Source organism: Mesorhizobium sp. M1328 (genome assembly GCF_040318075.1).
Lineage (GTDB): Bacteria > Pseudomonadota > Alphaproteobacteria > Rhizobiales > Rhizobiaceae > Mesorhizobium.
This window is the reverse complement of the sequence record NZ_JAMYLO010000008.1, coordinates 149,279-176,271: the sequence shown is the minus strand read 5'-3', so window position 1 is coordinate 176,271 and position 26,993 is coordinate 149,279. Positions and strand designations below refer to the sequence as shown.

Sequence of the window (26,993 nt, the reverse complement as noted above, 5' to 3'; positions counted from 1 at the left end):
GCATTGGAACAGGGCCTGCAGGTCGAATTCTATCGATATGGGGCTGCATTCAACGGATGACTGCGAGAACACCAGCCTCAAACCATATACGAAATCTTCGCATGGGAAGGCGTGGATGACGGAAACGATAGAATTCAAACGGGTTGGCGATGGCAATCTGCGTGCCCAGGTCTATCAACAAATCCGGCTGACGATACAGCATGGCGAATTGGCGCCTGGCCAGAAGCTCGTCGATGTCGACATTGCCGCCCAGCTCGGTATTTCCAGAATGCCTGTCCGCGACGCCTTGATGCAGTTGGTGCATGAGGGCTATCTCGTCGGCACCACACGCGGCTTCACGCTGCCCACACTTACCGCAACGGATGTCGCCGACATCTTCGAGGTCCGCCGCTTGCTCGAGCCGCGGGCCGCCGCGCACGCTGCGCGGACACTCGACGCCGCCAGCCTCAAGACGCTTGCAGCCGCGCTTCGGGAGGCGGAGGCTGCGGCCGCCGCCGGCGATGCCGACCGCTTTTTCCAGGCCAATTCGGCATTCAGGAATTGTTGGCTCGGTGCCGTCGAGAACGAGCGCCTTTCACAAACGATTGCCCGCTTCGCCGACCACGTGCTCGTCGTCCGCTTAAGGACGCTGTCGCACCAGCCGACACAGGCCGTCGTCGTGGCCGGCATGCGCGCCATCTACGAGGCATTCGTCAAGCGCGACGCCGTCGCCGCTTACGACTGCATGACCCACTTCATTCAGAACGCCGAGGAGCGTTTCATGAAGCTGAGCCCACCGCTTCAACATTCCAGCGGTGAAGGTGAGAGCATGTCGCGGCGGGGGAAATCATGATCAGGAAGCAGCACCCGCTGAAAGGGCCGAACAGGTTCAAGCTCGGCGTCTTTTCCATGAACGCCGATGGCGGCCTGGCAATGACCACCGTCCCCGAGCGCTGGCGCGCTCGCTGGGAAGACAACCTCAATTCCGCCTGTATCGCCGATCGCGCCGGCCTCGAGTTTCTGCTGCCGATCGCCCGTTGGCGGGGCTTCGGCGGTTTGACGCATGTGCGGGAATGGTCGTTCGAGACTTTCACCTGGGCGGCGGGTCTCGCCGTCGCCACGGAGAACATCGGTCTGTTCATGACGGTGCATGTGCCGCTGGTTCATCCGCTGCAGGCCGCAAAAGCCCTGGCGACGGTCGACCACATCTCCAACGGGCGTGCCGGCTTGAACATTGTCTGCGGCTGGAACCCGGACGAGTTCGCCATGTTCGGGCAGACGGTCGGCGACCGGACCTACGATCAGGCCGAGGAATGGATCAACATCATTGAGCGTGCCTACCAATCCAGGGAGCCGTTCGACTTCGGCGGCGAGTTCTATGATCTGAAGGGGGTCGTCAGCCGCCCGCCAAGCCTGCAGGTGCCGCGCCCGGTGACCATGAACGCCGCCTTCGGCGCGCCGGGGCGCAACTATGCGGCGCGCCACTGCGACTACCTGTTTTCGACTTTTTCCGAAATTGCGGATGGCCGCGCGCATGTGGTCGACATCACCAACCGGGCGGCTGAAGTGGGACGCGAAGTCGGCGTCTACACGGTCTGCCACGTCGTCTGCCGGGAGACCCAGCAGGAAGCCGAGGATTATTACCGGCACTACGCGCTGGAATGCGCGGACGAGGGTGCGGTCGACGAGCATATGCGCAAGAAGAAGGAATTCGCGAACTCGCATGACGCGAAGGCCTTCACCGAATATCGGCAAAGGTTCGCCGGCGGTGCTGGAACGTTCCCGCTGATCGGCACGCCGGAAAAGATCGTCGACGATCTCACCAAGATCATGGAACAGGGTTATTCCGGCGCCGCCCTCACATTCGTCAACTACACCTACGAATTGCCCTTCTTCTGTGACCGCGTGTTGCCGCTGATGCGCCAGGCCGGGCTTCGGGTAAATTGATGCCGGCGGCCGCCATTTCGACGGCATGGGTGGATGGGCACGACGCCATCAATCCGCGCGCCTTCAAGCAGGCGATGCGGGCGGTGGCAGGCTCGGTCGCCATTCTAGCGTCGGAGCATGACGAGATCGGCTTTTGCGGCATCACGGCGACGGCCGTCTGCTCATTCAGTGCCGAGCCGCCATCGCTGTTGGCGTGCGTCAACCGCAGCAGCACCTTTGCCTCGGCCATTCGCGAAGGTTTGCCTTTTTCGGTCAATCTTCCCGCCGGCGACCAGGAGAACGTTGTGCGTGCCTTTGGCGGCATGACCAAAGCCAAGGGCGCCGCGCGCTTCTCAGCCGGATCATGGGTGCGCGGCGAAACCGGCGCGCCCTTGCTTGTCGGCGCGCGGGCGATGTTCGAATGCCGGGTGGCCGAAATCATTGTGCGGGCGTCGCACATGATCGTCATCGGCATCGTCTCAGGCGTTGCGCTGGATCGCGCTGACCGATCGCCGGTCTTCTACGCGCATGGGCGGTTCCTGACAGTAGGAGATGATGTCAACTAACCGCCGTTCGTGTGGCGGCGCAGCGTGCAATTTCAGATCGGCCCGATGATGGGCCCCGGCGAAGTGAATCTATCAGAGGGAGTACGGCAATGCGCATTTGGAAATCCCTTGTTCTGGCGGCACTCATGTCGGGTGTAGCGGGTATCGCCACGGCCGAAGAGGTCGTCCTCAACGCCGTGCATTTTACGCCGACGCAGAACGGCTACGCCCAGAGCTTCCTGAAGTTCGTTCAGAAGGTGAACGAAAAGGGCAAGGGCGTGGTCCAGATCAACGTCCGTGGCGGGCCGGAGGTCATTCCGCCGATCCAGCAGGGCGCGGCGCTCAGGAGCGGCCTGATCGATGTGATCGACACACCGGCAGGGCAGTTCCTCGAGCTCGTGCCCGAAGGCGAGGTTTTCTCCGCATCGACGAAGACGCCGTGGGAGGTTCGCGAGAATGGCGGCTGGAACTTCATCAGCGGGATTTTCGAGAAGAAGGCCAATGCCCATCTGCTGGCGCATGTCGACGCGGGCTCGGGCTTCAACGTCTTCACCATCGACGAACCCAAGCTCAACAGCGAAGGCAGCATTGACTGGGGCGGCCTGAAGATACGCTCGTCGCCGCTCTATCGCGATTTCCTCGAATCCCTGGGCGCAACGGTGATCGTGCAAGCGCCGGGGGACGTTTATACCTCGCTCGAGCGCGGCGTCGTCAATGCCAACGCCTACACGGTATTTGGCTATGCGTCCTTCGGCTGGGACAAATTCACCAAATACCGTGTCGATCCGCAATTCTTCAAAACCGACGTGCTGATCTCGATCAACAAGGCGAAATGGGACACGCTGTCGCCCGAGGCGCAGAAGCTGCTTGCCGACACGGCCGTCGAATACGAGCGCGCGAGCTATGACGCCAACCTTGCCGAGTCCGAAAAGCAGGCACAGGCGATGATCGACGGCGGGCAGAAGGTGATCAGCTTGACCGGCGCCGGCCGCGACAAATTCCTGGCGGCTGCCACGCAGGCGAGCTGGGCGAGAATGGCCAAACGCGATCCCACCAACATCGATCAGTTGAAGAAATTCTTCCAGTAGCCCGAGCCGAGGGTGCCTTGTGCGCCCTCCATCAAAGCTGGGCCGAGGGGGCAAAGGTGGACATGAGGGTCGTCGGGAATGGACAGATTGTTTGCAGCGATTGGGAAGCTGAGCCTTGCGCTGGCGGCGGGCGCAAAAGTGGTGCTTGGCCTCATCATCGTCGCGGTGGTTGCTGATGTATGCGTCCGCAATCTGGGCCTGAGGCCGCTTGCCTGGGCAGTATCGGCGACGGAATACGGCCTGCTTTACGCGGCATTTCTGCCGATGCCCTGGCTGGTCCACAGCAAGGGCCATGTCTTCGTCGAGTTCCTGCGCAAGGCGCTGCCCGTGCGGGCACGGGCGGTGCTTGAAAAGCTGGTCTATCTCGCCTGCATTGCGGTCAGCCTCTACCTCGGCAGCGTCGCTCTGTCTTCCCTGACAGATGCCGTTGCGGGCGGCGAATATGAAACGCGCAGTTTCGATATGCCGAAATGGCTGATCTTTCTGCCCATCATGCTCGCCTTCTATCTCTCCGCGCTGGAATGGCTCAGATATTTGCTCGGCCGTGACACGCTGTACACGCTCGATCCGCTGGAAATGGAAGGGCTCTGACCAGTGGCCTGGCTGTTTCCATTCGCCGTGCTTGTTGGCACCATCCTGGTGTTGATGGGGCTTGGGCTGCCGGTCGCTTTCGCGTTCTTCGTCACCAATGTGATCGGGCTGTTTCTCTTCTTTGGCGGTTCGATCGGCGTGACGCAGATGGTCGCCAACTTCTCCGACGCTGTCTCGACCTATGCGCTTGCCCCGCTGCCGATGTTTCTCGTCATGGGCAGCCTGTTCTTCCGCTCCGGCCTCGGCGAGAAAGTCATCTACGCGCTCGACCTGTGCATCGGCAATCTGCGCGGACGCCTTGCTTATGTCGTTCTCGCCGCCGGCACGATCTTTTCCGCGCTGTCAGGTTCCAGCCTCGCCAATACCGGCATGATGGGCTCGCTGATGGTGCCCGAGATGCTGAAGCGAGGTTACAAGCCGCACATGGCCTACGGCCCCGTGCTTGGCGCCGGAAGCCTTGCCGTCATCATCCCGCCATCCTCGTTGGCTGTCTTGCTCGGCTCGCTGGCCCAGATCGACGTCGGCGCGCTGCTCATAGCGGGGGCTCTGCCCGGGCTGCTCCTCGTCGTCATGTACGCGGCGCTGATCTTCGCACAGACGAAGATCGACCCAGACGCCGCTCCCCACTATCCGGTGCCCGCCGTCCCCGCGGCCGAGAAGGTGAGGGCGGTCGCCGTCAACATCATTCCGATGAGCGTCATCGTGTTCATGGTGGTCGGCACGATCATCCTTGGAATAGCGACCCCGACCGAGTCGGCAGGGCTCGGCTGTGCCGCCGTCTTCGCCTTGTTGTTTGTCTACCGACGGTTCAGCTGGTCGGTGGTCTGGAAGTCGCTGGACGATGCGATGAAGGTCACGGGCATGACCTTCCTGATCATCTCGGCTTCGACGACGTTCTCGCAGATATTCGCCTTCTCCGGCGCCTCCAACGGCTTTATCCAGTTCATCGTGGGCTACGATCTTGGACCGTATCCCATGCTGCTCATGATGGTGCTCGTCATCCTGCTGCTCGGCATGTTCATGGATCAGGTCTCGATGATGCTGATCACGCTGCCGATCTTCCTGCCGATCGCCCAGCAATTCGGCTACGAGCCGGTATGGTTCGGGCTGATCCTGCTGCTCGCCTACGAGGTCGGCTTCACCACGCCGCCTTTTGGTCTGCTGCTGTTCATCATGATCGGTGTCGCGCCGAAAGGGACGTCGCTCAAAACGGTTGCCATGGCTGCGGCGCCTTACATCGCGCTGACGCTTCTGCTGATCCTGCTGATTGTCCTCTTTCCGCAGATCGCCCTCTTTCTTCCGAATTTGATCTAGTCGAACTCGATCCAGCAGGTGTCCACATGCGCTTTGCCTATCTTGCTTTCTTCCATGATGACCGCGAGGCAAATTTGGCCATCGCCCGTGAAGACGTTGACGCTGTGCGGCGTGTGATCGCGTCAACGCCGGGCCTTGCGCTTGCAAACATCTATCTGCCCGAAGTGGCGACAGACATGTTCAACGACGATGGTCCACCGCCGGTCTTTGGCTTCCAGCTCTATTTCGACGAATTGGCGGACCTGGAGGCGGCGCTGGCGCCGTCCGGCCATCTGCAGGCGCTTGCCGCGCCGGAGATGCTGTCGAGCATCGCCGCTTCGAGGCCGACGCAACAGGCAATGTGCGTGCGCCCGTTTCCCGTCGATGACGCTGGCGTCAAGACATCCGGGCTGCCCTGCAGCTATCTTGTCCACTATCCCGGGCCGGCCGAAGACATGAATGTCTGGCTCCACCACTATGTGACGCATCATCCGCAATTGATGCGGGGCTTCCCCGGCATTCGCCACATCGAGGTTCTGTCGCGACTGGATTGGTGCGGTTCGCTGCCCTGGCCGCGGATCGACCATATGCAGCGCAATCGCGTCATGTTCGACAGTCCCGCGGCATTGACGCACGCGCTGCAGTCGCCGGCGCGGCTGGAGATGCGCGCCGACTACAAGACCTTCCCGCCGTTTTCAGGCGGCAGCCGGCATTTCCCGATGTCGACGGAAGCCGTGCATCCTTCGTCAAGGGCCACATAGCGCAAACAGGTTTGCCGACGCCGAAAAATTTCTGGAGATTTCATGTACGACTTTCGCAAGAAATGTGTCTCTCTCGATCGCCTCATCGGCACCTTCTGCGCCATCCCGCATCCGGTGGCGGTCGAAGTGGCGGCTGCCAGCGGGGTCGATTTCCTGTGCATCGACTGGGAGCATTCGCAGATTGGCCGCGAGCTGATCGAGGATCTGATCCGCGCCGCGGATGTCCACAAGGTTCCTGCGATGGTGCGCGTTCCCGGCCACACGCCGGAGTGGATGGCGGCTGCGCTCGACGCCGGCGCGTCGGGCGTCCTGGTGCCGCGCGTCTCGACGGCCGAGCAAGCGCGCATGGCGGTCATGGCCTGCCGTTACCCGCCGGTCGGCGCACGCGGTGTCGGCCCGGGCCGCGCCGCCGGTTATGGCTACAGGCTTCCGGACTACCTCAAATCGGCCAACGAGGTCCTGACGGTCGCCATCCAGGTCGAGACGGCCGAAGGCCTCGCCAACATCGACGACATCGTCCAGGTCGACGGCGTCGACGTGGTCTTCATTGGCCCAGGCGACCTGTCGGTCTCGATCGACGCCATGGGGCCGGCCGGCCAGGACAAGCTCAATGCCGCGATTATCAGGATCGCGGCCGCGGCGCGTGCGGCCCGCAAGGCCGTCGGCATCTTTCGCCCTTCGGCGGATGATGTCGGCAAATGGTCGCGGCACGGCATCAGCTTCTACATGCTGGCTAGCGATACGATGTTTCTCGGCGCCGGCCTTGCCGCCGGCGTCGTCTCGGCGCGCAGCGCCTCATAGCAAGAGTCTGGCATGAAGATCATCAAGACCGACGGTGTGCTGTCAGTCGAGGAGGAGCAGCTGCGCTACCTCGACGGCTTGAACGTCGAGTTTGTCGAAAAGACGCTGCTCACGGAAGATGCCCTGATCGAACACTGCCGCGACGCCGACGCATTGATGGTATTGCGGGAGCCGATCACGGGTCGCGTCTTGGCGGAACTGAAGAGGCTCAAGGTCATCGGACGGTTCGGCGTAGGGCTCGACTCGATCGACGTCGAGGCCGCCAGCCGTGCCGGTGTTCAGGTAACCTACGTGCCGGACGCCAATCTGGTTGAAGTCAGCACCCACGCTATGGCCCTGATCCTGGCCTTGACGCGCAGGCTGAAGCAGTTCGACAGCGCGGTGCGTGCCGGCCGCTGGGCTGCAATGACCGATGGCGCCGGCATCACGCGGCCCGACAGGCAGATCCTCGGCGTGATCGGCTTCGGCCAGATCGGGCGGCTGACTGCCGAGCGGGCGCGGGTCTTCGGCTTTCATATCATCGCATACGACCCGCATATGCCGGCGGAGCGCATTACGGCCGGCGGTGCTGAACCGGTCGGTTTCGATGAGCTGCTTGCCAGGGCCGACATCGTCTCGTTGCATGTTCCAGCGACACCGGAAACCAGAAACATCATGTCGGCGCAAGCCCTCTCGCGCATGAAGGAAGGGGCGATGCTCATCAACGTGTCCCGTGGCGGCCTGGTTGACGAGGTCGCGTTGGCGGATTTGATCCGGCGCAGCCATTTGGCAGGCGCCGGCATCGACACATTCGAGCAGGAGCCGCCTTCGCCCGACAATCCGCTGCTGGCGCTGGACGCCGTCCTGGTCAGTCCACACGCGGCGCACTACTCGACCCAGTCTTACGCGGAGGTTCGCAACAAGGTGTTTGCCGATGTCGCAGCGGTCCTGCGCGGCGGCAAGCCGGTATATCCGGTCAACCGGATATGACCAATTCCCGATGTCGGCACCATCCGCTGCCTGTCGACAGTTCCACCTTAACGTTCGGGGGCAGGCGCCCTTGAGCGCGACCTCGGCAAGCGGATAAAGACGGGAGTGGGTGATGTGAATTCGCATTTTTTGCCGACAGTGCCACATTTTGTTCTTGCTTTGTGCCGGCAGCTACTAATTTGCGTATGGTGCTGATTCGCACCGAGGAGCCGCCGCAAGGCGGTTTTTTTGTCTTTAGGTTTCAGCGCGATCGGTCGAGGCTCTGCTCGGCTTGTCGCGACGCTCGACGATGTAGATGTGGTCGGCGACCAGCACCACGTCGCCATGCTGGTTGATCACCTCGCAGCGCTCGACGACCCGGCCTGAATCGGGCCGCTTCGGGTCGTCTTCCTTGGCCGATATGGTGGTGCGGGTCCTGATCGTATCGCCGATGAACACCGGCTTGATGAAGCGCAGTCTGTCGTAGCCATAGGAGAAGGCAACCGGGTTGACGACGCTTGCCGTCAGCCCGACGCCGACCGAAAAGACCAGCGTGCCGTGGGCGATGCGCTGGCCGAACGGCGTCGCCTTCATGAACTCGGCGTCCATGTGGTGGGGAAAGAAATCGCCGGTATGGCCGGCATGGACGACGAAGTCGGTCTCGGTGATGGTGCGCCCGCTGGTCATGCGCGACGAGCCGATCTGGTAGTCCTCAAAGTAGATCGTCTGCTCCATGTCAGGGCCTCGCCGCTATCGGTGTTGCCGGCGCCGCGCTCGATTGGTAGGCGGCTTCGACCAGCGCCATGGTGTTCCAGCCGTCCTCGACGGAACTGACAAGCTCGGCGTCCTCGCCCGACACGTAGCGCTGGACATTGGCCATGCGGCCGGCAAAGGCGTCCGGAAACCATGCGCCGACGAGTGGAACCGCAATCCAGTCCGTGCCGCCTTTGGGGTAGATTTCGAGAATGTCCGGCTCGCCGCGCGGATAGTCGAGGTTGACGCCTAATTTGAGGTAAGCGGCGCCTTCGGTGCCGCAGATGCGGAATTCGCAGGCCTGGTGTTTTCGACCGAATTTGTGATCGTGGTTGATCGACAGCGCACAGCGGACGGTGTCGCCATAGTCGAGGATCGCGCTGGTGCGCGTTTGCGCAACCTTATGGCCGGGATGGCCCAGTGTCTTGGCGTGAACCCCCTTGGGGTCGCCGAGCAATTGCCGGATTAGGTCGAGATAATGGATCGAATGCATGGCGATCTCGACGCGCGGCGCCTGCAACAGGAATTCCCAGAGCTGCCAGGGTGTTGCCAGCGCCAGCCATGCGTCGAAATCGACCACGTCGCCGAGCCAGCCCTTGGCGATAGCATCCTTGAGCGCCAGCATCATCGGCGCAAAGCGCAGCTGGAAATTCACCGCCGCCTTGAGGTTTTTGGAACGGCAGATTTCAAGGATCTCGGTCGCCTGGCTGAGGTCACTTCCCATCGGCTTCTGGATCAGCGCCACCGCACCATCGGGCAGCGCCCTGAGCACGCCGGCATGATAGGCCGGCGGCGTCGCCAGATCGAAGACGACGTCCTTGATTGACGCAGCTTCCTCGAGCGACCGGTAAGCGGTGACGCCCCATTTCTGCGCCAGTTTTTCCGCCTTGGCCAGGTCGGGGTCGAAAAGCCCGGCAACCGGGAAACCGGCTTTCCCATAGGCCGGGAAATGCGCATCGCCGACGATCGAGCCGGCGCCGAAAATCACGATCGGCCTGGGCTTTGACGGCTGTGCCCAGGCCTGGGAGAGCGAGGAAGGATCGAAAATGTCATCAGTCATAATGGAAGACTTCGTCCATCGACGCCCACCACTCACCCTCCTTGCGGGTCGGCAGCGGCTCCTGGCATGGCATGCACAGCGCCCACCATTCCTGCGTCGTGGGGTCGGCGGCCATCTTGGCCATGTCGGCGGCATAGTCGGTGCCGTGGTACTCGAAGGTGCTGAACAAAAGGTGCTCCGGCTCCCTCAGATAAATCGAATAATTCTTGATGTTGCAGGCGGAAATCATCTTGAGGACGTCCGGCCACACAGCAGCGTGAAGCCGCACGTACTCGGCGACTTTCTCCGGCTTGAGGCCGAGCACCATTCCCATTCGCTGCATGTCCGACTCCTATTTTACTATCGGCGTGGTGAATTCCGCGATGCTCTTCGCCTTGATCGCATCCCAGTCCCAGTCGATGCCGATGCCGGGCTCGTCCGGCGCCAATGCGTGCCCGTCCTCGATACGCATTTTCTTCCCGGTCAGCTCGTCGAGCTGGGGAATATACTCGACATATCTGCCGTTCTGAACGGCGCATGTCAGGCTGACATGCAGTTCCATCAGGAAATGCGGGCAGACCGGTATGTCGAACGCCTCGGCTGCATGCGCCACCTTCAGCCACGGCGTGATGCCGCCGATGCGGCCGACATCGACCTGCACGATCGAACACGCGCCCTTTTGCATATATTCGCGGAAATGCCGGATCGAATAGAGCGACTCGCCGATGGCGATCGGCGTCGATGTGGCATTCGACAGCCGCACATGGCCGTCAATGTCGTCGGCTGGCAGCGGTTCCTCGATCCAGGCGAGGTCGAGTTCACGCAAGCGTTCGGCCCGGCGGATTGCCTCGTCGACCGAAAAGCCCTGGTTGCAGTCGGTCATGATCTCGTAGGAGTCTCCAACCGCCCGGCGCACCGCCGTCAGGCGGGCAAGATCCTCGGAGCCGTGCGGCTTGCCGATCTTGACCTTCGAGCCGCGAAAGCCCTTGGCCTTGGCGTCCAGTGCATCCTCGACCAGCGCCCCGTTCTCGATATGCAGCCAGCCGCCTTCCGTCGTGTAAAGCGGGCAGCGGTCCTTGGCGCCACCGGCCAGCTTCCACAGCGGCAGGCCCTGTTTCTTCGCCCGCAGATCCCAAAGCGCAGTGTCGATGGCCGCGAGCGCGATTGCCGTGATCGCGCCGATCGTCGTGGCATGGGTGGCGAACTCCAGCTCGTGCCAGATCGCCTCGATCATGTCGGCGTCGCGGCCAATCAGCCGCGGTGCAAGGTGGTCGGCCAGCAGCCGCATCACCGACGAGCCGCCGGTGCCGATCGTATAGCTGTAGCCGGTGCCGACCGCGCCGTCGGCATCGGTGATGGTGACGATCGGTGTTTCCTGCGAGACAAAACTCTGGATGGCATCGGTGCGCTTGACCTTAGGCATCAGGTCGACCATCCGCAGTTCGACTTTCTCGATCTTTGCCATGATTTTAACCTCGCAATGTCTTGCCCGTTTCGGCAGAAAACAGATGGGCCTGCGACAGGTCCAGGCTCATCTTGACCCGGTCGCCGGCTTTGAGCGGCTTTGGATTGAGCATGCGCGATACCCAGTCGCTGCCGTTGAATTCGGCAAACACCAGCGTCTCGTTGCCGAGTGGTTCTGTGACGGTCACCGGCAGTTCCACCTGGTGGACGTCGACCTCTTCGCCGGAACTGATGCCGTGTCCCGTCGGATAGATGTCGTCGGGCCTGAGGCCGAACACGACTTTGTCGCCGGTTCCGACATTGGCCTTGAACTGGCTGGGCAGAGGCAATCTCTCGCCGCTGGCGAACAGCAGCTGTCCGTCGTCGACAACCGCCTCGTGCAAATTCATCGGCGGCGAGCCGATGAAGCCGGCCACGAAGCGTGTCTGCGGCCGGCGGAAGACCTCGTCGGGTGTGCCGACCTGCTCGATGAAACCGTCGCGCATGATGACGATGCGGTCGGCCAATGTCATCGCTTCGACCTGGTCGTGGGTGACGTAGATCACCGTCGACCGGACCTTGGCATGCAGTTTCTTGATCTCGGTGCGCATCTGCGTCCGAAGCTTGGCGTCGAGATTGGAAAGCGGCTCGTCGAACAGGAAGACGTCGGGATCGCGCACAATGGCGCGACCCATGGCGACGCGCTGGCGCTGTCCGCCCGACAGCTGCGACGGCCGGCGGTCGAGCAATTGGTCGAGGCCAAGAATGCCGGACGCCTCGGCGACGCGGCGGTCCATTTCATCTTTCGCGGCGCCGGCTATTTTTAGTGAGAAACCCAGGTTTTCGCGCACCGTCATATGCGGATAGAGCGCGTAGGACTGGAACACCATCGAGATGTTGCGCGAGCGCGGCGGCAGGTCGTTGACCATGCGGCCGCCGATCTCGATGACCCCGTCGCTGATCGCCTCGAGGCCGGCGATCATGCGCAGGGTCGTCGACTTGCCGCAGCCGGACGGCCCGACAAGCGCGATGAATTCGCGGTCGGCGACCTCGAGGTCGATGCCGTGCACCACCGCCACCGGACCATAGCTCTTGGTGAGTTTCTTGAGCGATACAGTTGCCATGTCAGCCTTTCACCGCGCCGGAAGTGAGGCCGCCGACGAGATGTTTCTGGACGATGAAGGTAAGCGTGAGCGCCGGTATGATCATGACCACGGCCAGCGCGCACATGCCGCGCCAGTCGATGGTGAATTCGGCCGTATAGTCGAGCAGGCCGACCGGCAGGGTCTTGGAGTTGATCGAGCGTGTCAGCTGCGAGGCGAGCGCGAACTCGTTCCAGGAGGTGAGGAAGGCAAAGATGCCGGCCGAGGCGATGCCGGGGCCGGCGAGCGGAAACTCGACCTGCCAGAAGGCCTGCCAGCGCGTGCAGCCGTCGATCTGCGCCGCCTCGGCGAGGTCTTTCGGCACCTGGCGGAAAAAGCCGTCGATCAGCCAGACGGTGAAGGGCACGTTGAGTGCGACATAGACCAGGATCAGCCCGAAATGCGTATCGATGATGCCGAGCCGCGCAAAGACGAAGAACAGCGGCAGCGACAGTGCGATGCCGGGCACCGTGCGCGTCAGCATCAGGCCGAGGAACATCGCCGATTTGGCGCGGAAGCGATAGCGCGCAAAGGCATAGCCGCCGGCCATGCCGATGACGATGGCGATCACCGTCGAGGTCACCGAGATGATCAGCGAATTGCGGAAGTAGTCGAGCACCGGAATGCCGCCCTGGCCGACGCCGCTGAACATGGCGATGTAGGCGTCGAGCGAGAGTTGCTGCGGGATCCACACCGGCGGCTTGGCCATGATCTCGACGGTCGGCCGGAGCGACGACAGCACGATCCAGATGCCGGGCAGGCAGATGACCAGCATGGCCAGGAACAGTCCGATGCCGTGAACGATGCCGAGCGCTTTGTTGCCGACGCGATGCAGGCTGTTCTGGTCCATCCTCACCACTCCGCCGCGATCTGCGTGCGCGCCGCGGCGAGCTTGCGGTAGAAATAGACGGTGAACAGGATCGACAGCAGGATCGAGAAATAGGCCATGGCATTGGCCATTCCCATCCTGGCGTCGCTGTAGGCAGTGCGGGCGACGAGCGTCCAGACCAGTTCGGTGCGGCCGGCGGGGCCGCCGTCGGTCATGATCTTGACGATGTCATAGGCGCGCGCGACGTCGAGAGAACGGATGGTCATGGCGATGAAGGCAAACGGCATGATGAACGGCCAGGTGACATAGCGGAATGTCTGCCACGGCGTGCAGCCGTCGACGCGGGCCGCCTCGACCGGTTCGCGCGGCATCGCCAGCAGCCCGGCCAGGATGAGGATCGCGAACACCGAGGTCGACGACCAGATCTCGGCGATCAGGATGGCGATGAAGGCGAGATTGCCGTCGATCAGCCACGGGATGGCGCGGTCGGTCAGGCCGAGCCCCTGCAGGGCATTGTTCACCAGGCCGATATTGTCGTTGAACATGAATTTGAACTGGAAGCCCACGAGGATCGGCGAAAACATCATCGGAAACATCATGATGGTGCGCAGAACCCGCTGGCCGCGCGATGCCTTCTCCACCAGCAGGGCCAGCCCGAGCCCGATCAGCATTTCCAGGTTGAGCGCGACGGTCAGCAGCACCACGGTGCGGGCAAAGGCGACCCAGAAAGCGCGGCTGGTCAGGATGGCGACGTAGTTGCGCGCGCCGATGAAGACCCAGAACGTCTCCGGCCTGGTCAGCCGGAACGGCGTGAAGCTGGAGTAGAGCGAAAGCAGCAACGGCACCACCACCACCGCCGCCAGCACGATCACCGCCGGCAGCAGGAGCAGCAATGGTGGCGAGGGTCTCCAGCCTTTCATGTCGATCCGGTTCTGGTTGGCGCCCGGACACCGAAGGCCGCCATTGGCGAGCTGGGATCAAGACAAAGCGTGTTGCGCATGGTCCGAAAAAAATGCGGGGCGCCGCTCTTCGATAAGCGCAGCGCCCCTTGGGAGAATGGTCAAAGCTTGCCGGCGTCCTCGAGGATTTGCGTGGCCTTGGCGGCAGCGTCGTCCAGCGCCTGCTTGGAGGTCTTGTCGCCAAGGATGGCGGCCTGCAATTCGGGATAGACGGCGTTGGAGATTTCGATCCATTCAGGTGTCTGCGGCACGGCAAAAGCGTGCTTTGCCTCTTCCTGGAAAGCCGCCAGCACTTCCTTCTTATAGGGATCGCTGGCCGCCTGCTGGATGTCCCAGTCCCACACCGCCGTGCGGGTCGGCAGTGGGCCGCTTGCCGCCTCGAGCTTCTGGCTGTCCTCATTGGTCAGGAACCAGACCAGCGACGCCGCAGCTTCCTTGCTGGCGCAGTTTTCGGTGACCGAAAATCCGTGGTGCCCCGACCAGCCGGTGCGAATGCCGGCCGATCCCTTCGGCGCCACCTTCACGCCGACATTGCCGGCGACCTTCGACGACTTTGGATCGTTGAAGAAGCCTGCCCAGCCCGGCCAGTCGAGGTTGATGGCGACGGTGCCTGAGGCAAAGCCTTGGCCGAGATCGTCCCACAGATAGTTGGTGGTGCCGGCCGGCACCGCCTTGGCCTTATAGAGATTGACGAACCAGTCGAGCGCGTGCACGCCGGCTTCCGAGTTGAAGGCCGGCTTGCCATCCTTGTCGAGGTATTCGCCGCCGTCGGCGATGAGCATCTCGTAAAAGCGGCCGTTGATCGCCTCTTCCTTGCCGGCGAACTGGGTGCCATAGAAATCGGGCGGGCTGGCGAAGAATTCCGCCTGCTGGGCGACCTCGTCCCAGGTGTCGGGTGGTGTCAGGTCCTTGCCGTATTTGGCCTTGTAGGCGGCCTTCTTGGCTTCGTCCTGGTAGAGGCTCTTCTGGTAATAGAGCGCCGAGACGTCGAACTGCGCGCGCGGCAGCATTACCAGCTTGCCCTCGAGCGTCGAGGCCTTGATCGTCGACGGCACGAAGGCGTCGATCTCCTCCTTCGGCAGCAGCTTGTTGAGATCGGTGTAGATATCAGGATATTGCGGCGCGAAGGACGAGTGGTTGGAGCCGACGCACCAGTTGATGCTGCCGGAGGCGATGTCCGACTTGATCTCCTTGTCGAGCTCGAAGTGGTTTTTCTTCGAGATCACGTTGACCTTGGCGCCGGTCAGTTTTTCCCATTCGCCGATGCGCGCGTAGAGCCCTTCATATTGCTGGCCGCCGATCAGCTTGGCGTCGATAGTGACGCCGTCGAATTTGCCGGGCAGGTCGGCAGCAAGGGCACTCGCACCCAGTGCGAGCAGCGTTGCGCCGGCCGACAGGCCGCAAAACAGTTTCGTCATTGGTATCCTCCCAAGGGTCTGCGTCGATCCATAGTGGGGTCGATCGGCAGCTTCATTCATATACAAACAAAACATTTATAGGATCGTCAAGCCGAAAGTTCTTCCGGAAGCAACCGTTATGCGTATATGAAATGTGAAATTCACTGGAGAAGCCCAATGGCAGAGGACGAGGAAGACGAGCGCTATCGAGCCCCGGCGTTGGACAAGGGGCTCGACATCCTCGAGCTGCTGGCCGGCGTCGACGGCGGCCTGACGCAGGCGGAAATCGCCAAGAAACTCGACCGCAGCCCGAATGAGTTCTACCGCATGCTGGATCGGCTGGTGCGGCGCGGCTACGTCACGCGTCCCGATGGCGACCGCTATTCGCTGACGCTCAAGCTGTTTGGCCTGACGCAGCTGCACGCGCCGGTGCGCCGGCTGGTTTCCTATGCGACGCCGCTGATGCGCGAACTGGCCGAAACCACACAGCAGGCAAATCAGCTCGTCGTCTTCGATCGCGGTTCCGCCGTGGTCATTGCCCAGCAGGAAGCGCCGGATTACTGGGGCATCTCTATCCGCGTCGGCTCGCATATCAGCCTGTTCGACACCGGGTCCGGCCATGTATTGCTGGCGTTCCGCCCGCCGGAAGAGCGGCAGATGATGATCTCCGAACATCTGCGCAGCACCGACAAGCCGCCGCAGTCGCCGGAATTCTTTGCTCGCCTCGACCAGATTAGGGAACGCGGCTACGAGATGATGGCGTCGATGCAGACGGCCGGCGTGTTCAACCTGTCGACGCCCGTTCTCGGCTCAGACGGCAAGGCGATCGCCGCACTGTCGATCCCGTACATAACCCTGGTCAACGCACTCAAGGCGCCCGACATCACCAGGACGATAGAGCTGTTGCTGGCAGCGACCGAAAAGCTGTCGCAACTGGCGGGATCGACCGTCAAGCAATCGAGATAAATTCTTATTTGAATGAACAATTTCTCCGTGAGATGATCTCGACGTCGCCAAGGAGGAGAGCGCCACCATGATCTTCGACACTCATCTGCACCTGATCGACCAGTCCGCGCTGCGCTATCCCTGGCTGGCCGGCGTGCCGGCGCTCAACCGCGATTTCTCCTACGACGAATATGCAGTCCAGGCCCGCCGCGCAGGCATCGAGGGCGCACTGCATATGGAGGTCGATGTCGATCCAGCAGACATCGAGGCCGAAACCGGCCATGTCAAAGCGCTCTCGCAGCAAAAGGGCAGTTTGCTGAGGGGAGCGATTGCCTCCTGCCGTCCGGAAGAGCCAGGCTTTGCCGCTTATCTCGAGCGCCAGCGCGCCGATCCTTTCGTCAAAGGCTTTCGCCGGGTGCTGCACGTCATGCCGGATGAGCTCTCGGAAGGCGCGCTGTTCCGCGAAAACATCAAGCGGCTAGCCGGCAGCGGCCTGACCTTCGACCTCGTCGTTCTGCCCCACCAGATCCCCAAGGCGATCGCACTCGCCGACCTCGCGCCGGACGTGCAGTTCGTGCTCGACCATTGCGGCGTGCCCGACATCAAGGGTGGTGCCGAGCACCCCTGGCGCGAGCATATGGCAGAGATCGCGCGGCGACCGAACGTCGTCGGCAAAATTTCCGGTGTGGTCGCCTATGCGGATGCCGGATCCTGGACTGTCGAAACGCTGCGTTCCTATGTCGAGCACACCATCGAATGTTTCGGCTGGGACCGCGTCGTCTGGGGGAGCGACTGGCCGGTCTGCACGCTCGGCGGCGGGCTTGCGACCTGGATTGCGGCAACGCACGCGCTGCTTGCCGGCACCAGCACCGATGAACGGCGAAAGCTGCTCTCCGGCAACGCCAAGCGGCTGTGGAGTTTGTAGGCCGGCTCAGATGGTCGCCGACACGTGCCGCTCGCGGCCGTAGAGCGAAACCAGGAGCACGATGACCAGGCCAAGTGCCGCCTGCACCGTCGAGGGCCGGAAGCCGAGGCCGATCAGCAGCGTGTTGATCTCCGTCAGCACCAGCACGCCGGCAACGGTGCCGAAATAGCTGCCGCGGCCGCCGACAAGGGCGGCGCCGCCGACCACCACTGCCGCAATCGTCTGGAACAGATAGGGTTGGCCGACATCGCCATAGGCGGAGCCGGTGAAGCCGAGCAGCAGCACGCCGGCCGCGGCGGCAAAGAAGGCGCTCGCGGCATAGGTGACCGTCCACATTCGGACTGGATCGATCAGCGCCAGCGGCGCAGCACCTGGGTTGCTGCCCAGCGCATAGAGACGGCGGCCGTATGGCGTGCGCGCCAGCACCAGCGCCACCAGCAAGGTCAGCACCGCGACGCATGGCACCAGCCCCGGCACCGGCAGCGGTCCGACCGAACCGCCAATCGAAACGAAGGCGGAAACCGCTGCAGGCGCCGATCCGGATGGAAAGCCGCCGGTCCACAACAGGACAGCACCTTGCACGATCATGCCGACGCCGAGCGTCACGATCAGCGGGTGGATATCGAGCCCGCGCGAGATCAGGCCGTTCAGCGCCCCGATCAGTATGGCGAGCGCGACGACGACCGCGCAGACAAGAGCAAAATTCCAGCCGCCGCCGTAGAGCTGTGCGGCAACGACATTGGCAAAGCCGATGATGAACGGGATCGACAGATCGATGCCGCCGAGAATGACGACGAGGGTCTGGCCGATCGATGCCACCGCCAGCAGCGAGGCGATCACCAACAGTGCCCGAATGGCGAAGGGCTGGGAGTAGCCCGGAATGAGCAAGGTGCCAAGGAGATGCAAGGCGACAGCGACGGCAAAGGCACCGGCGACGCGGGCATTGGTGGATTGGAACCAGGTCTGGCGCATGCTTCTCAGCCTTTCCGCCCTGATAGCCGCTCCTGCAGCGCCGTCATGATCACGGCCACAACCAGGATCGCGCCATAGGCGATCTGCAGCACATAGGTGGAGACGTTGAAGGCGGTCAGCACGCTCTGCAGCAGGAAGATGTCGATAGCGCCGATCGCGGCCCCGGCGAGCCCGCCGCGTCCGCCGGCAAGACTGACGCCGCCGAGCGCCACCGCGGCAATCGCTATCAGCGTGTAGGTTGGCCCGATATTGGGGTCGGCCGAACCGATCAAGGCGGTCAGCATCAGGCCGGCACAGGCGGCAAGTATGCCGGTCATGACATAGGCGATGAAACGCACTTTGGTGACTGGAACGCCGGCCGTGTAAGCGGCGCGGTCGTCGCTGCCCACCGCCATCAGCTGGTCGTAATAAGGCGTCTGCCGCACCAGCCACCAGAACAGGAAGATCAGCGCCAGCGGCAGTGCCGACCAGGGTCCAGCCATCGCCTTCAGCCAGCCCGGCGCCGGCCCGATCGGCGCCGGCAGGATGGTCAGCGTCATGCCGGTGAGGATCAGATAGGTGCCGAGCGTCGCAACGATCGGCTGGATGCGGACGATGGTCGCCAGAACGCCGTTGGCGGCGCCGACGATCGCGCCGATCAGAAGCGCCGCCGGCACGATGACCAGCGGCGAAGACATGCCAAGCCTGAGAAACAGCAGCTGGATCACCATCGCATTGACGAAGCCCATCAGCGGCCCGACGGAAATGTCGATGCCGCCGCGCCCGGCGAGGATCACAGGAGCCGAGGCGAGCGCTGCGCCGATCAGCGGCGCGGCGAGCCCGATCAGCGCGCCCCAGGCGGCAGGCTGGAAGCGCGCCGGATTGAGCAGCAGATTGACCGCGATCAGGATCGCCAGCAGCACTGTCGCAAAGCCAGCGCCGCGCCATCGCGCCGCCATGCGCCGCAACCCGCTCATGCGGCGCGACCGAACATGGCGGCGATCACCGCATCGCTTTTCATCGCGTCTCCGGTGATTTCAGCCGCCACCTGCTGTTCGCGGAACACCAGCACGCGATGGCAAAGCAGCAGGATCTCCTCGATCTCGCTCGACAGGATGACAAGCGCCATCCCGTCCGCCGCAAGGCTGCGGAACACGTCATAAAGGACATGGCGCGTCGCCACGTCGACACCACGCGTGGGATCATTGAGCAGCAGGATCGCCGGTTCCAGCGCCAGTGCACGGGCCAGCAGGATTTTCTGCTGGTTGCCACCGGAAAGCGTGGTGATCGGGGCGTCCGGCCGTGGCGCGATGATCGACAGTCTGTCCCGATAGCTCTCATAGCGCTGCCGCCGCGCGGCGAAGCTGAGCAGGCCAAAACGCATATCGCGCGACAGCGTCGAGACGGCAAAATTGTCGAGCACCGATTGGGTCGGAAAAATGCCGGTGGTGCGCCGGTCGCGCGGCAAATAGGCGATGCCGCCGGCGACCGCCTTGCGGAAATTGGTGATCGCGCGCGCTCCGGTTGGCGCCTCGACGGTCACCTCGCCGCCAGCCGAGCGTTCCAGACCGGCTAGCACTTTCAGGAACCGCTCCTGTCCATGGCCGTCGAGACCTGCAAGGCCGACGATCTCGCCCGGCGCAATGGTTTGCGTCATGGGGCTTGCGCCCGGCGCGATCACCAGGCCGCGCACCGAAAGGCTGGCGCGATCAGCCATGCGCCAGCACCGCCGCCGTGCGTGGCGCCATCGCCTTGAGAAGCTCGGATGCGGTGGACGTGCCGCGTTCCTCAGTCGTCACCACGCTGCCGCCGCGCAGCACGGAAATCCGGTCCGAAAGCGCCATCACCTCGTCCATGCGATGGGTGATGAACAGGATCAGGCAGCCTTCCGAGGCAAGCTTGCGCATCATGGCAAAGACCGCCTCGCGGTCGGCAAAGTCGAGCGCCGCCGTAACCTCGTCGAGGATGAGAATGCGCGGGCTACGGACCACGGCGCGGGCGAGCACCACCAATTGCTGAACCGCAAGCGGCAATTGCCCGGTCAACTGGTCGAGCGGGATCTCGGTCACAGCGAAGCGCTTCAGCACCGCTTGCGCGCATCGCCGCCGCTCGGCGCGCGGCACGGTGCGCGTCAGCAGGCCGTCGAGGCCGAGCAGGATGTTGTCGGTGACCGAACGGTCAGGCGCGATCAGCACTTCCTGGAACACGGTGGCGAACCCGGCGGCCTGGAACGCCGCCGGCGAGAGGCCGGCAAAGGGCACTCCGTCGAGCAGGATCGCGCCGTTGTCCGGCTGGACGATTCCCGACAGCAGCTTGACCAGCGTGCTCTTGCCCGAACCATTCTCGCCCAGGATGGTGTGGATCGTGCCGGCGCGGAATGCGATTGAGGCATCGGCCAGCGCAATCGTCTCACCGTAGCGTTTCGAGATGGCCTGGACTTCCAGCATGAGCAATCCTGATGGAGAAAGCCGGCACCGCTGGTGCGGAGCCGGCTTTCATATCCTACTTGGCGCAGGCGTCCGGCACCTTCGAATAATCCCAGCCCTTGGTCGGTGCCGGATTGGCGAAGTAGGCATCGAGCCATTCCTCCGGCATCGGGTCCTTCGGCGGGACCGGGAAGATCGAGACGGCGTCTGGCGTCATGCAGTCCTTGTACCAGGCGCCGAGGTCGGCATTGTGCACCGGCGGAATCGGGATCAGCAGCGTGTTGAGCTTGGGCTTCTGTCCATCCAGCATGCGCACGCCGACACGAAACAGCGTCTCGGCCGTCCAGTGCGGCAGCACCGCATGGCCTTCGAAGCGGTATTTGTCGGGATTGGCCTTCCAGTAACCGAGCGCATCGCCGGTGATCGAGCCGGTGATCAGTGGGGCGGGGCGGCCGGCCTCGGCAAAGGCCTCGGCAACGACACGGCTTTCGCTGCCCGTCGTCCACACCGCATCGATCGGCGCCGGATTGGTGGCGATCGCCTGCAGAACCGCCGTCTTGGTGACGTTCGCAGTCCAGTTGCCGTTGACGCTGCGCGAGACCTTGAGCTTCGTGTTCTCGGCCAGTGCCTTGTCGGCGCCCTGGCGCTCCTGCACGACGATCGGGTGACCGGCAATGCCTTCGACCAGAAGCACGCTGCCGCCGTCCGGCATTGCTTTGCCGATCGCCGTCATCATGTCGTAGCCCCAGCGCGCATAGTTGGAATCGACGTTGATGGCATTCGGGCTGGTCACCGACCCGGCTGCCGTGATGAAGGGGATGCCGGCTTTGGCTGCGGCATCGATGGCATCGTCCAGCGCCGTCGCCGAGCCGGGGATCGAGGTGATGATCGAGCATTTCTTGTCGATGAAGGCGCGGATCTGGTTGATCTGCTGACTGGCGTCGTTGTTGGAATCCGACACTTCGAAGCTCGCCACGGTGCCGTCGGCGATCAGCCCGTCGACCAGCCGCTTCAACTCCTTGGTGACGGTGACGCGCCACGGATTGCCCTGGTAGGACTCGGAGTGACACCATTTCCACGGCTTTGGCGGCGGCGTGAAATTATCCCAGGCCGACGGCAGCACCTTCTGAGGCGCGCCGTCATATTGTGCCTTCAGTTCGGTCGGCAATCCAGCAATCACGCCCGAAACGTCTTGAGCGCAGGCTATGGTCGTGACCGATGCAAGTGCGGTTGCGGCCATAAGGCCGCGGATCAGGCTGTTCATGTTCTCCTCCGTTCGGTTGTTTCAGGCTCCTCCGCCGGCAACGCCGGACACCTGCGTCGAAAGATTTTCCCGAAACAGGCGATTGAGATCGGCAACGACGCGAGCGGCATTGTGCCCTTCGCTCAGGCCGAGATTGATGCGATCGGACGCCGCCTGCTGGAACGCCATGTAGCCGTCGTGCCGCGGCCTGACCCAGGCACCTTCGAGCGTGGCCCGCGTGTCCTTGTAGAAATTGCCGGTGGCTGCATTGACGGCGGCATCCTCCCAGGCCGCGGCGTGGCCGGGCTGGCCGCCGGCCGACGCATAGGGGCCGCGCTGCACCTCGCCGCTGGTGATCCAGTAAGCGAAGTCGATTGCTGCCTGCCTGGCCTTCGAAAACGCCGACACGGCAATGCCGGTCCCGCCGAGCGCCGAGCCTTTGGGGCCGGCATTGCCCGCGGCCGGGATATCCGCGAAAGCGAGGCGGTTGGCTCGAAACCCGGCGATGGCATAGGAGACATAGCCATAGATCAGCGGTGCGCAGGCGATCCGCGAGACGGATCCGGCCATTTGCTCCAGAACCGCGATCGGATCCATGTCAAGACAGGCCGGGTCGACGAGGGCCGCGATCTCGCGCATCATCTCGAAGACTTGCTTGCCCGTTGCCGGATCCACATGGTCGCCAGGGCCTTCACCGGCGGGCCGGCCGAGATTGCCGGCAAGCGTGTAGAACACCATCAGCGAATGCGGCGGCCTCAGCGGCAACAACACGCGGCCTTGCCGCGCCAGATCGAGCGCATCGGCCCAGCTCGCCGGCGCAGCCGAAAGCATGTCGGGCCGCCATGCCTGCACCTGGCTGGCCGCGTCGATCGGAAACGCCCACTGCCGGCCTTGCCAGTTGTAGCTCGGAAAGGACCGGCCGACACTGCCCGCCGCAAGTGCTGCACGTTCGGCTTCCCGGCCGGCGACATCGAGCGGCGCCAAGCAATTCTCGGCGGTGATCTGGCCGACATGCGGATGATCGATGACGATCAGATCATAGGTACGGGCCAGTTCCTCGACCGGGAAGGATTCGAAATCCTGCAGCGAGCGCTTGTCCCATTCGATAGTGGCGCCGGTCCGTTCCTTCCACAGCGCCGAACAGGCGACCATTGGGTCATAGCCGCGCGGATGGCTCCAGGTCATGCCTTTGAGCGTGACGTCGCTCACAGCCCGAATTCCTCGCGGATTTTTGCGCTGTGCTCGCCGATGCGTGGCGCGGCCCGCTCGACCTTGGCGCGGATGCCGTCGACCCTGAGCGGCGAGCGCGTGGTGAGGATCGAAACGTCATCCTCGCGCGTCACCGTCTGCAACATGTCGAGGACCTGGAAGCCTTCGCTGGCCATCATTTCCGGCCAGGTCAAAACCTTGGCGCACCAGATGTCGGCGGGCTCGAGGATACCGAGCCACTCATCGACCGTCCTGGTCGCGATTTTTTGCGCGATGATCGCCTTGATCTCGTCGCGGGCGGTGAACCAGGTCGACGGCTGGTCGCGATAGGGCGCAAGCTCCTCGAGCCCGAGGAGATCGGCGAGTTTCGAGATCGGTGTCATCGCGATCGCCAGATAACCGCCCTTGGCCGGATAGACGCCATAGGGCGCAGAGAGATAGGCGTGCGCGCTGCGGAAGCTCGACCGCCGCGGCAGCCGGCGCCCGTCATTGAGATGCGTGGTCAGCACCTCGAACTGGAAGTCGACCAGCGCTTCGAGCAGGCTGGTCTCGACATGGCTGCCCTTGCCGGTCACGCCGCGCCGCACCAGTGCCGCGAGAATGCCTTGCGCGGCGGCGGAGCCCGCCAGCATATCGGCGATCGCCAGGCCGAAGGGCACCGGCCCTTGGTCCTCGTCGCCGTTCAGCCACATCACGCCGGAGCGGGCCTGCGCCAGCAGATCCTGCCCGGGCCGCTTGACCCACGGGCCTTCCTCGCCGTAGCCACTGATCGAGGCATAGACCAGGCGCGGATTGATCTTGCGCACCGCCTCGTAATCGAAGCCCAGTCGTTCGATGACGCCGGGCCTGAAATTCTGGATCAGCACGTCGGCCTTGGCCAGCAGGCCGCGCAGTGCCGCAAGATCGGCCTCGTCCTTCAAGTCGATTGCAAGGCTTTCCTTGGCGCGGTTGATCGCATGGAAAATGGTGGAATCGCCGCCGATCTCGGTGTCGCTGAGATAGAGCCGGCGCGACAGGTCGCCGCCATCCGGCCGTTCGATCTTGATGACGCGGGCGCCGAGGTCGAGCAGTCTGAGCGAGCAGTAGGGCCCGGACAGGAACTGGCTCATATCGACAACGATGAGCCCGGTCAGCGGCAGTTCGGCAATGGCAGCCATTGCCTATTTCTCCGTCTTGCCGGCGAAATCGGCCGGATTGCGGTACTTCACCGTCTGCAGGTGCTCGCAATAAAGCACGAGCTCGCCTTCACCCTTGAAGACTTCATAGCTGGCGCGGATCAGCCCCATCTCCTTGTATTTTGGCTTCTTGTCGAGGTTGGAGCGGATCGAATAAATCGTGTCGCCGATGAACACCGGCTTGATGAAGCGCAATTTGTCGTAGCCATACGAAAAGGCGTTGATGCAATTGGTGGCGACGAGCCCGAGCCCGGCCGAGAACACGAAGGCGCCAGCGACCAGCCGCTTGCCGAAAATGCCTTCCGTTTCGGCAAACATCTGGTCCTGCACGTATGGATGGATGTCGAGCACCAGCGTGTTGAAGAGATGGCTGTCGCCCTCGGCAATGGTCCGGCGCAGCGAACGGATCTTCTGGCCGACCGGCCAGTCTTCGTAGAACCAGTTCTCCGCGTTCCAGACGGGAAGGTCGGCGTGATCCCTAGGCATGTTGGCGGGGTGTGTCGATGCCACGCCAACGGTCGGCGCGAAGCCGCTCATGACGACTTCCTCTGGGAGCGGGAATCGTCCATCAGGGCGCGCCGCAGACCAGCGAAATGCATGATCGATCCTCCCGTCAATCTTCTTTTGTGAATAGTATTTTCACATATGGGGTTGTGTTGCAAGCGAGTCTCGGCGAAATTTTGCCTGCTCCGTCGCGGCCAATGCCGGCGGAACAAGGGAGGAAGTGATGCAGAATGCCTGTCTGGTTTTCGTCGGCAGCCTCAATCGCGACGCCCCGTATTTTCAGGGCGCGCGCGGCATCGGGCTGGGTGTCTACAGTTTCGACGAAGGGACGCTGCAGACGAAGAAACTGGCCGAGACGGGAGACATCGACAATCCCACCTTCCTGTCGGTGACGCCGGACGGCTCCCACATCTATCCCAATTCAGAAGTGTTCACCTGGCGCGAAGGGGTGGTCTCGGCCTACCGTTTCGACAGGCAGACCGCCACGCTGTCCTACATCAACAAGCAGCCGACGCTGGGCAGCATCACGGCGCACAACACCATCACGCGCGACCGGACGAAGCTGCTGGTCGCCAATTACGGCATGGGCGAGGGCGGCCCCGATCGCTCGGTCGTGGTCTATGGGTTGGGTGAGAATGGCGGCCTGACAGCGCCGTTGTCGAGCGTTGCCCATAGCGGGACCGGACCGGACCCGGCCCGCCAGGAGCGGCCGCATGCCCATAGCGTAACCGAGACGCTTTCCGGCGGCATGGCGATCGTCGCCGACCTCGGCATCGACCGGCTGGTGTCCTACCGCATCGGGCCAGACGGCAGCCTGACGAAGCTCGCCGAGTCGGAGCTTGCGCCGGGCGCGGGTCCGCGCCATTTGGCGCTGCATCCGGGCGGCCGCTTCGTGTTCGTCATGAACGAGCTGGATTCGACGGTCGTCTCGCTTGCGCTGGACGAAGGATCAGGCAAGCTTACGGTGATCGACAGCAAGCCGGCCGTGCCGCCCGAGGCGCGCGACGGCAATCACTGCGCCGACATCCAGATCTCGCCTGACGGCCGCTTTCTCTACGGCTCCAACCGCGGCCATGACAGCATAGTGGTGTTTTCGATCGACCAGCAAACCGGCAGGCTTGCCCTTGTCGGCTATACGCCTTGCGGCGGTGCCACGCCGCGCAATCTGGCACTGACGCCCTCGGGCGGCCATCTGTTCTCGGCCAACCAGAATGCCGACCGCATCTCGATTTTCGCCCGTGATGCCGCAACCGGCCGGCTGAGCGACACCGGCCGCTCCATCGACATCGGCACACCGATGTGCGTGAGGATCGTGCGTTGACGTGATCTCAGAACTCGAGCGCCTGCCTGAGTGCCGGGCCGCTCCTGACGCGCAGATCGAGGTCGGCTTCGATATGGTCGATGTGGTGCAGCATCAGCGCGCTGGCGCGTTCGGCATTGCCATTTTCCAGCGCCTCGAGGATCTGCGTGTGTTCGTTGTGGCCGCAGCTCGAGATGCCCGAGCGGCCATAGAGTGCGATCACCAGCGATGAACGAGCGACCAGCTCCTCCATGAAGCGCTGCAGGATGACGTTTCCCGCGACCGACGCCAGAAGCAGGTGAAAATCCCCCGACGCCTTGATCTCCGATCGCCTTGCGTTCGGTCCGCGTTCGGCGATGAAACGGCCTTCTTCGTCGAGCTGGGCCTTGAACGCGGCGACATGTGCCGGCGTCATCCGTCCGGCGGCGGCAATCGCGATGCCTGGTTCGATGAGGCGGCGCGAAGCAAAAACCTGCCGCGCCTCCTCCGGCGACGGATTGGCGACGAAGGCGCCGCGATTGCGCTCGGTACGCACCAATCCCTCGAAGGAAAGCATCTGCAGTGCGGCGCGCGCCACGGTGCGACTGACATCGAACAGCGTGCCGACTTCGCCTTCGGAAAGCTTGGTTCCCGGCGCCAGCCGGCGATCGACGATCGCGTCGCGCAACTGGTCGCGGATCGCCTGCGCGCGATCCTCGTTGGCGGCCTCGATAGCAGGGAAAGTCTGGTCGGCAATGTTCATGGCGGTGATCCTGCGTACTTCTACCCTGAATCGCATCGCTTGGACGAGAGACAAAGTGAATACAGGGATGAAAAAGATT

General features: G+C 63.2%; 29 protein-coding genes. 12 read left to right on the top strand and 17 right to left on the bottom strand.

All coding sequences use genetic code 11. The features are described 5' to 3' along the window. The first annotated feature begins 115 nt into the window (after positions 1-115). The 9 genes from NKH23_RS17080 to NKH23_RS17040 all read left to right on the top strand — a co-directional run bounded on the left by NKH23_RS17080 (position 116) and on the right by NKH23_RS17040 (position 7,953). On the top strand, positions 116-832 hold the full coding sequence (locus tag NKH23_RS17080) for a GntR family transcriptional regulator (RefSeq protein WP_352717759.1): 717 nt from the start codon (positions 116-118) through the stop codon (positions 830-832). Then, positions 832-1,926: an LLM class flavin-dependent oxidoreductase gene (locus NKH23_RS17075; RefSeq protein WP_352717994.1), complete on the top strand. Its 1,095-nt coding sequence runs from the start codon at positions 832-834 to the stop codon at positions 1,924-1,926. The genes NKH23_RS17080 and NKH23_RS17075 overlap by 1 nt, the downstream gene beginning before the upstream one ends. Next, a complete protein-coding gene (locus NKH23_RS17070; protein WP_352717761.1) occupies positions 1,926-2,471 on the top strand; it encodes a flavin reductase family protein in 546 nt (181 codons plus the stop codon). The genes NKH23_RS17075 and NKH23_RS17070 overlap by 1 nt, the downstream gene beginning before the upstream one ends. An 89-nt stretch (positions 2,472-2,560) precedes the next feature. Then, positions 2,561-3,538, top strand: coding sequence for a TRAP transporter substrate-binding protein DctP (gene dctP, locus NKH23_RS17065; RefSeq protein WP_352912866.1), 978 nt, complete (start codon positions 2,561-2,563; stop codon positions 3,536-3,538). A gap of 78 nt (positions 3,539-3,616) precedes the next feature. Continuing rightward, a complete protein-coding gene (locus NKH23_RS17060) occupies positions 3,617-4,129 on the top strand; it encodes a TRAP transporter small permease (RefSeq protein WP_352912865.1) in 513 nt (170 codons plus the stop codon). Between the two features lie 3 nt (positions 4,130-4,132). Then, positions 4,133-5,443 (top strand): TRAP transporter large permease, encoded by a 1,311-nt coding sequence (locus tag NKH23_RS17055; protein WP_352912864.1) that lies wholly within the window; start codon positions 4,133-4,135, stop codon positions 5,441-5,443. 26 nt (positions 5,444-5,469) lie between these two features. Continuing rightward, the gene (locus NKH23_RS17050) at positions 5,470-6,183 is read left to right on the top strand and encodes a hypothetical protein (RefSeq protein ID WP_352717996.1); all 714 of its coding nucleotides are present in this window, start codon (positions 5,470-5,472) and stop codon (positions 6,181-6,183) included. A gap of 42 nt (positions 6,184-6,225) precedes the next feature. Then, positions 6,226-6,984 (top strand): HpcH/HpaI aldolase family protein, encoded by a 759-nt coding sequence (locus tag NKH23_RS17045; protein ID WP_353035094.1) that lies wholly within the window; start codon positions 6,226-6,228, stop codon positions 6,982-6,984. Between the two features lie 12 nt (positions 6,985-6,996). Next, a complete protein-coding gene (locus NKH23_RS17040) occupies positions 6,997-7,953 on the top strand; it encodes a C-terminal binding protein (RefSeq protein WP_352717771.1) in 957 nt (318 codons plus the stop codon). Positions 7,954-8,187: 234 nt separating this feature from the next. Here NKH23_RS17040 and NKH23_RS17035 read toward each other — a convergent pair whose 3' ends face one another. The 8 genes from NKH23_RS17035 to NKH23_RS17000 form a co-directional block, all read right to left on the bottom strand. Further along, entirely contained in the window at positions 8,188-8,667 is a 480-nt protein-coding gene (locus tag NKH23_RS17035) for a MaoC/PaaZ C-terminal domain-containing protein (protein WP_352717773.1), read from the bottom strand. Between the two features lies 1 nt (position 8,668). Then, positions 8,669-9,745 (bottom strand): Gfo/Idh/MocA family protein, encoded by a 1,077-nt coding sequence (locus tag NKH23_RS17030; protein ID WP_352717774.1) that lies wholly within the window; start codon positions 9,743-9,745, stop codon positions 8,669-8,671. Next, positions 9,738-10,067, bottom strand: a complete 330-nt coding sequence (locus NKH23_RS17025; RefSeq protein ID WP_023676093.1) for an L-rhamnose mutarotase — start codon at positions 10,065-10,067, stop codon at positions 9,738-9,740. Before NKH23_RS17025 ends, NKH23_RS17030 begins: the two co-directional genes overlap by 8 nt. Positions 10,068-10,076: 9 nt before the next feature. Continuing rightward, entirely contained in the window at positions 10,077-11,189 is a 1,113-nt protein-coding gene (locus NKH23_RS17020) for a mandelate racemase/muconate lactonizing enzyme family protein (RefSeq protein WP_352912863.1), read from the bottom strand. A gap of 4 nt (positions 11,190-11,193) precedes the next feature. Continuing rightward, positions 11,194-12,291, bottom strand: a complete 1,098-nt coding sequence (locus NKH23_RS17015) for an ABC transporter ATP-binding protein (RefSeq protein WP_352912862.1) — start codon at positions 12,289-12,291, stop codon at positions 11,194-11,196. Between the two features lies 1 nt (position 12,292). After that, entirely contained in the window at positions 12,293-13,159 is an 867-nt protein-coding gene (locus NKH23_RS17010; protein ID WP_352465970.1) for a carbohydrate ABC transporter permease, read from the bottom strand. Between the two features lie 2 nt (positions 13,160-13,161). Further along, positions 13,162-14,058, bottom strand: a complete 897-nt coding sequence (locus tag NKH23_RS17005) for a carbohydrate ABC transporter permease (RefSeq protein WP_352660447.1) — start codon at positions 14,056-14,058, stop codon at positions 13,162-13,164. A gap of 140 nt (positions 14,059-14,198) precedes the next feature. Further along, complete coding sequence (locus NKH23_RS17000; protein WP_352912861.1) at positions 14,199-15,515, bottom strand: ABC transporter substrate-binding protein; 1,317 nt, start codon at positions 15,513-15,515, stop codon at positions 14,199-14,201. Between the two features lie 156 nt (positions 15,516-15,671). On the opposite strand from NKH23_RS17000, the gene NKH23_RS16995 reads away from it, so the two are divergent. Next, the gene (locus NKH23_RS16995; RefSeq protein WP_352912860.1) at positions 15,672-16,460 is read left to right on the top strand and encodes an IclR family transcriptional regulator; all 789 of its coding nucleotides are present in this window, start codon (positions 15,672-15,674) and stop codon (positions 16,458-16,460) included. 67 nt (positions 16,461-16,527) lie between these two features. After that, a complete protein-coding gene (locus NKH23_RS16990; protein WP_352912859.1) occupies positions 16,528-17,364 on the top strand; it encodes an amidohydrolase family protein in 837 nt (278 codons plus the stop codon). A 6-nt stretch (positions 17,365-17,370) separates the two neighbouring features. Here NKH23_RS16990 and NKH23_RS16985 read toward each other — a convergent pair whose 3' ends face one another. From NKH23_RS16985 to NKH23_RS16950, 8 genes are read right to left on the bottom strand one after another with little or no spacing between them, the layout of a single operon-like run. Then, entirely contained in the window at positions 17,371-18,336 is a 966-nt protein-coding gene (locus tag NKH23_RS16985; protein ID WP_352912858.1) for an ABC transporter permease, read from the bottom strand. Between the two features lie 5 nt (positions 18,337-18,341). Further along, positions 18,342-19,292: an ABC transporter permease gene (locus tag NKH23_RS16980; RefSeq protein ID WP_353016356.1), complete on the bottom strand. Its 951-nt coding sequence runs from the start codon at positions 19,290-19,292 to the stop codon at positions 18,342-18,344. Continuing rightward, positions 19,289-20,032, bottom strand: coding sequence for an ATP-binding cassette domain-containing protein (locus NKH23_RS16975; RefSeq protein ID WP_352717785.1), 744 nt, complete (start codon positions 20,030-20,032; stop codon positions 19,289-19,291). The genes NKH23_RS16980 and NKH23_RS16975 overlap by 4 nt, the downstream gene beginning before the upstream one ends. Next, positions 20,025-20,762, bottom strand: a complete 738-nt coding sequence (locus tag NKH23_RS16970; protein WP_352717787.1) for an ATP-binding cassette domain-containing protein — start codon at positions 20,760-20,762, stop codon at positions 20,025-20,027. The genes NKH23_RS16975 and NKH23_RS16970 overlap by 8 nt, the downstream gene beginning before the upstream one ends. Positions 20,763-20,817: 55 nt before the next feature. Beyond that, positions 20,818-22,005, bottom strand: a complete 1,188-nt coding sequence (locus NKH23_RS16965; RefSeq protein WP_352717788.1) for an ABC transporter substrate-binding protein — start codon at positions 22,003-22,005, stop codon at positions 20,818-20,820. Positions 22,006-22,026: 21 nt separating this feature from the next. Continuing rightward, positions 22,027-23,193 (bottom strand): extracellular solute-binding protein, encoded by a 1,167-nt coding sequence (locus NKH23_RS16960; RefSeq protein WP_352717789.1) that lies wholly within the window; start codon positions 23,191-23,193, stop codon positions 22,027-22,029. Further along, the gene (locus NKH23_RS16955) at positions 23,190-24,350 is read right to left on the bottom strand and encodes a CaiB/BaiF CoA transferase family protein (protein ID WP_352912856.1); all 1,161 of its coding nucleotides are present in this window, start codon (positions 24,348-24,350) and stop codon (positions 23,190-23,192) included. The genes NKH23_RS16960 and NKH23_RS16955 overlap by 4 nt, the downstream gene beginning before the upstream one ends. 3 nt (positions 24,351-24,353) lie before the next feature. Further along, entirely contained in the window at positions 24,354-24,905 is a 552-nt protein-coding gene (locus tag NKH23_RS16950; RefSeq protein WP_352660477.1) for a MaoC family dehydratase, read from the bottom strand. Between the two features lie 190 nt (positions 24,906-25,095). Between NKH23_RS16950 and NKH23_RS16945 the strand changes: the two genes are divergently transcribed. Beyond that, positions 25,096-26,193, top strand: a complete 1,098-nt coding sequence (locus tag NKH23_RS16945; protein WP_352912855.1) for a lactonase family protein — start codon at positions 25,096-25,098, stop codon at positions 26,191-26,193. A 7-nt stretch (positions 26,194-26,200) separates the two neighbouring features. Here NKH23_RS16945 and NKH23_RS16940 read toward each other — a convergent pair whose 3' ends face one another. Next, positions 26,201-26,914, bottom strand: coding sequence for a GntR family transcriptional regulator (locus NKH23_RS16940; RefSeq protein ID WP_023676076.1), 714 nt, complete (start codon positions 26,912-26,914; stop codon positions 26,201-26,203). Between the last annotated feature and the right edge of the window lie 79 nt (positions 26,915-26,993).

Excerpts from the sequence above, each read along its gene's own strand:
- NKH23_RS17080 (WP_352717759.1), top strand. The coding sequence starts at position 116 with ATGACGGAAACGATAGAATTCAAACGGGTTGGCGATGGCAATCTGCGT.
- NKH23_RS17070 (WP_352717761.1), top strand. The coding sequence starts at position 1,926 with ATGCCGGCGGCCGCCATTTCGACGGCATGGGTGGATGGGCACGACGCC.
- dctP (WP_352912866.1), top strand. The coding sequence starts at position 2,561 with ATGCGCATTTGGAAATCCCTTGTTCTGGCGGCACTCATGTCGGGTGTA.
- NKH23_RS17060 (WP_352912865.1), top strand. The coding sequence starts at position 3,617 with ATGGACAGATTGTTTGCAGCGATTGGGAAGCTGAGCCTTGCGCTGGCG.
- NKH23_RS17050 (WP_352717996.1), top strand. The coding sequence starts at position 5,470 with ATGCGCTTTGCCTATCTTGCTTTCTTCCATGATGACCGCGAGGCAAAT.
- NKH23_RS17045 (WP_353035094.1), top strand. The coding sequence starts at position 6,226 with ATGTACGACTTTCGCAAGAAATGTGTCTCTCTCGATCGCCTCATCGGC.
- NKH23_RS17040 (WP_352717771.1), top strand. The coding sequence starts at position 6,997 with ATGAAGATCATCAAGACCGACGGTGTGCTGTCAGTCGAGGAGGAGCAG.
- NKH23_RS17035 (WP_352717773.1), bottom strand. The coding sequence starts at position 8,667 with ATGGAGCAGACGATCTACTTTGAGGACTACCAGATCGGCTCGTCGCGC.
- NKH23_RS17030 (WP_352717774.1), bottom strand. The coding sequence starts at position 9,745 with ATGACTGATGACATTTTCGATCCTTCCTCGCTCTCCCAGGCCTGGGCA.
- NKH23_RS17025 (WP_023676093.1), bottom strand. The coding sequence starts at position 10,067 with ATGCAGCGAATGGGAATGGTGCTCGGCCTCAAGCCGGAGAAAGTCGCC.
- NKH23_RS17020 (WP_352912863.1), bottom strand. The coding sequence starts at position 11,189 with ATGGCAAAGATCGAGAAAGTCGAACTGCGGATGGTCGACCTGATGCCT.
- NKH23_RS17015 (WP_352912862.1), bottom strand. The coding sequence starts at position 12,291 with ATGGCAACTGTATCGCTCAAGAAACTCACCAAGAGCTATGGTCCGGTG.
- NKH23_RS17010 (WP_352465970.1), bottom strand. The coding sequence starts at position 13,159 with ATGGACCAGAACAGCCTGCATCGCGTCGGCAACAAAGCGCTCGGCATC.
- NKH23_RS17005 (WP_352660447.1), bottom strand. The coding sequence starts at position 14,058 with ATGAAAGGCTGGAGACCCTCGCCACCATTGCTGCTCCTGCTGCCGGCG.
- NKH23_RS17000 (WP_352912861.1), bottom strand. The coding sequence starts at position 15,515 with ATGACGAAACTGTTTTGCGGCCTGTCGGCCGGCGCAACGCTGCTCGCA.
- NKH23_RS16995 (WP_352912860.1), top strand. The coding sequence starts at position 15,672 with ATGGCAGAGGACGAGGAAGACGAGCGCTATCGAGCCCCGGCGTTGGAC.
- NKH23_RS16990 (WP_352912859.1), top strand. The coding sequence starts at position 16,528 with ATGATCTTCGACACTCATCTGCACCTGATCGACCAGTCCGCGCTGCGC.
- NKH23_RS16985 (WP_352912858.1), bottom strand. The coding sequence starts at position 18,336 with ATGCGCCAGACCTGGTTCCAATCCACCAATGCCCGCGTCGCCGGTGCC.
- NKH23_RS16980 (WP_353016356.1), bottom strand. The coding sequence starts at position 19,292 with ATGAGCGGGTTGCGGCGCATGGCGGCGCGATGGCGCGGCGCTGGCTTT.
- NKH23_RS16975 (WP_352717785.1), bottom strand. The coding sequence starts at position 20,032 with ATGGCTGATCGCGCCAGCCTTTCGGTGCGCGGCCTGGTGATCGCGCCG.
- NKH23_RS16970 (WP_352717787.1), bottom strand. The coding sequence starts at position 20,762 with ATGCTGGAAGTCCAGGCCATCTCGAAACGCTACGGTGAGACGATTGCG.
- NKH23_RS16965 (WP_352717788.1), bottom strand. The coding sequence starts at position 22,005 with ATGAACAGCCTGATCCGCGGCCTTATGGCCGCAACCGCACTTGCATCG.
- NKH23_RS16955 (WP_352912856.1), bottom strand. The coding sequence starts at position 24,350 with ATGGCTGCCATTGCCGAACTGCCGCTGACCGGGCTCATCGTTGTCGAT.
- NKH23_RS16950 (WP_352660477.1), bottom strand. The coding sequence starts at position 24,905 with ATGAGCGGCTTCGCGCCGACCGTTGGCGTGGCATCGACACACCCCGCC.
- NKH23_RS16945 (WP_352912855.1), top strand. The coding sequence starts at position 25,096 with ATGCAGAATGCCTGTCTGGTTTTCGTCGGCAGCCTCAATCGCGACGCC.
- NKH23_RS16940 (WP_023676076.1), bottom strand. The coding sequence starts at position 26,914 with ATGAACATTGCCGACCAGACTTTCCCTGCTATCGAGGCCGCCAACGAG.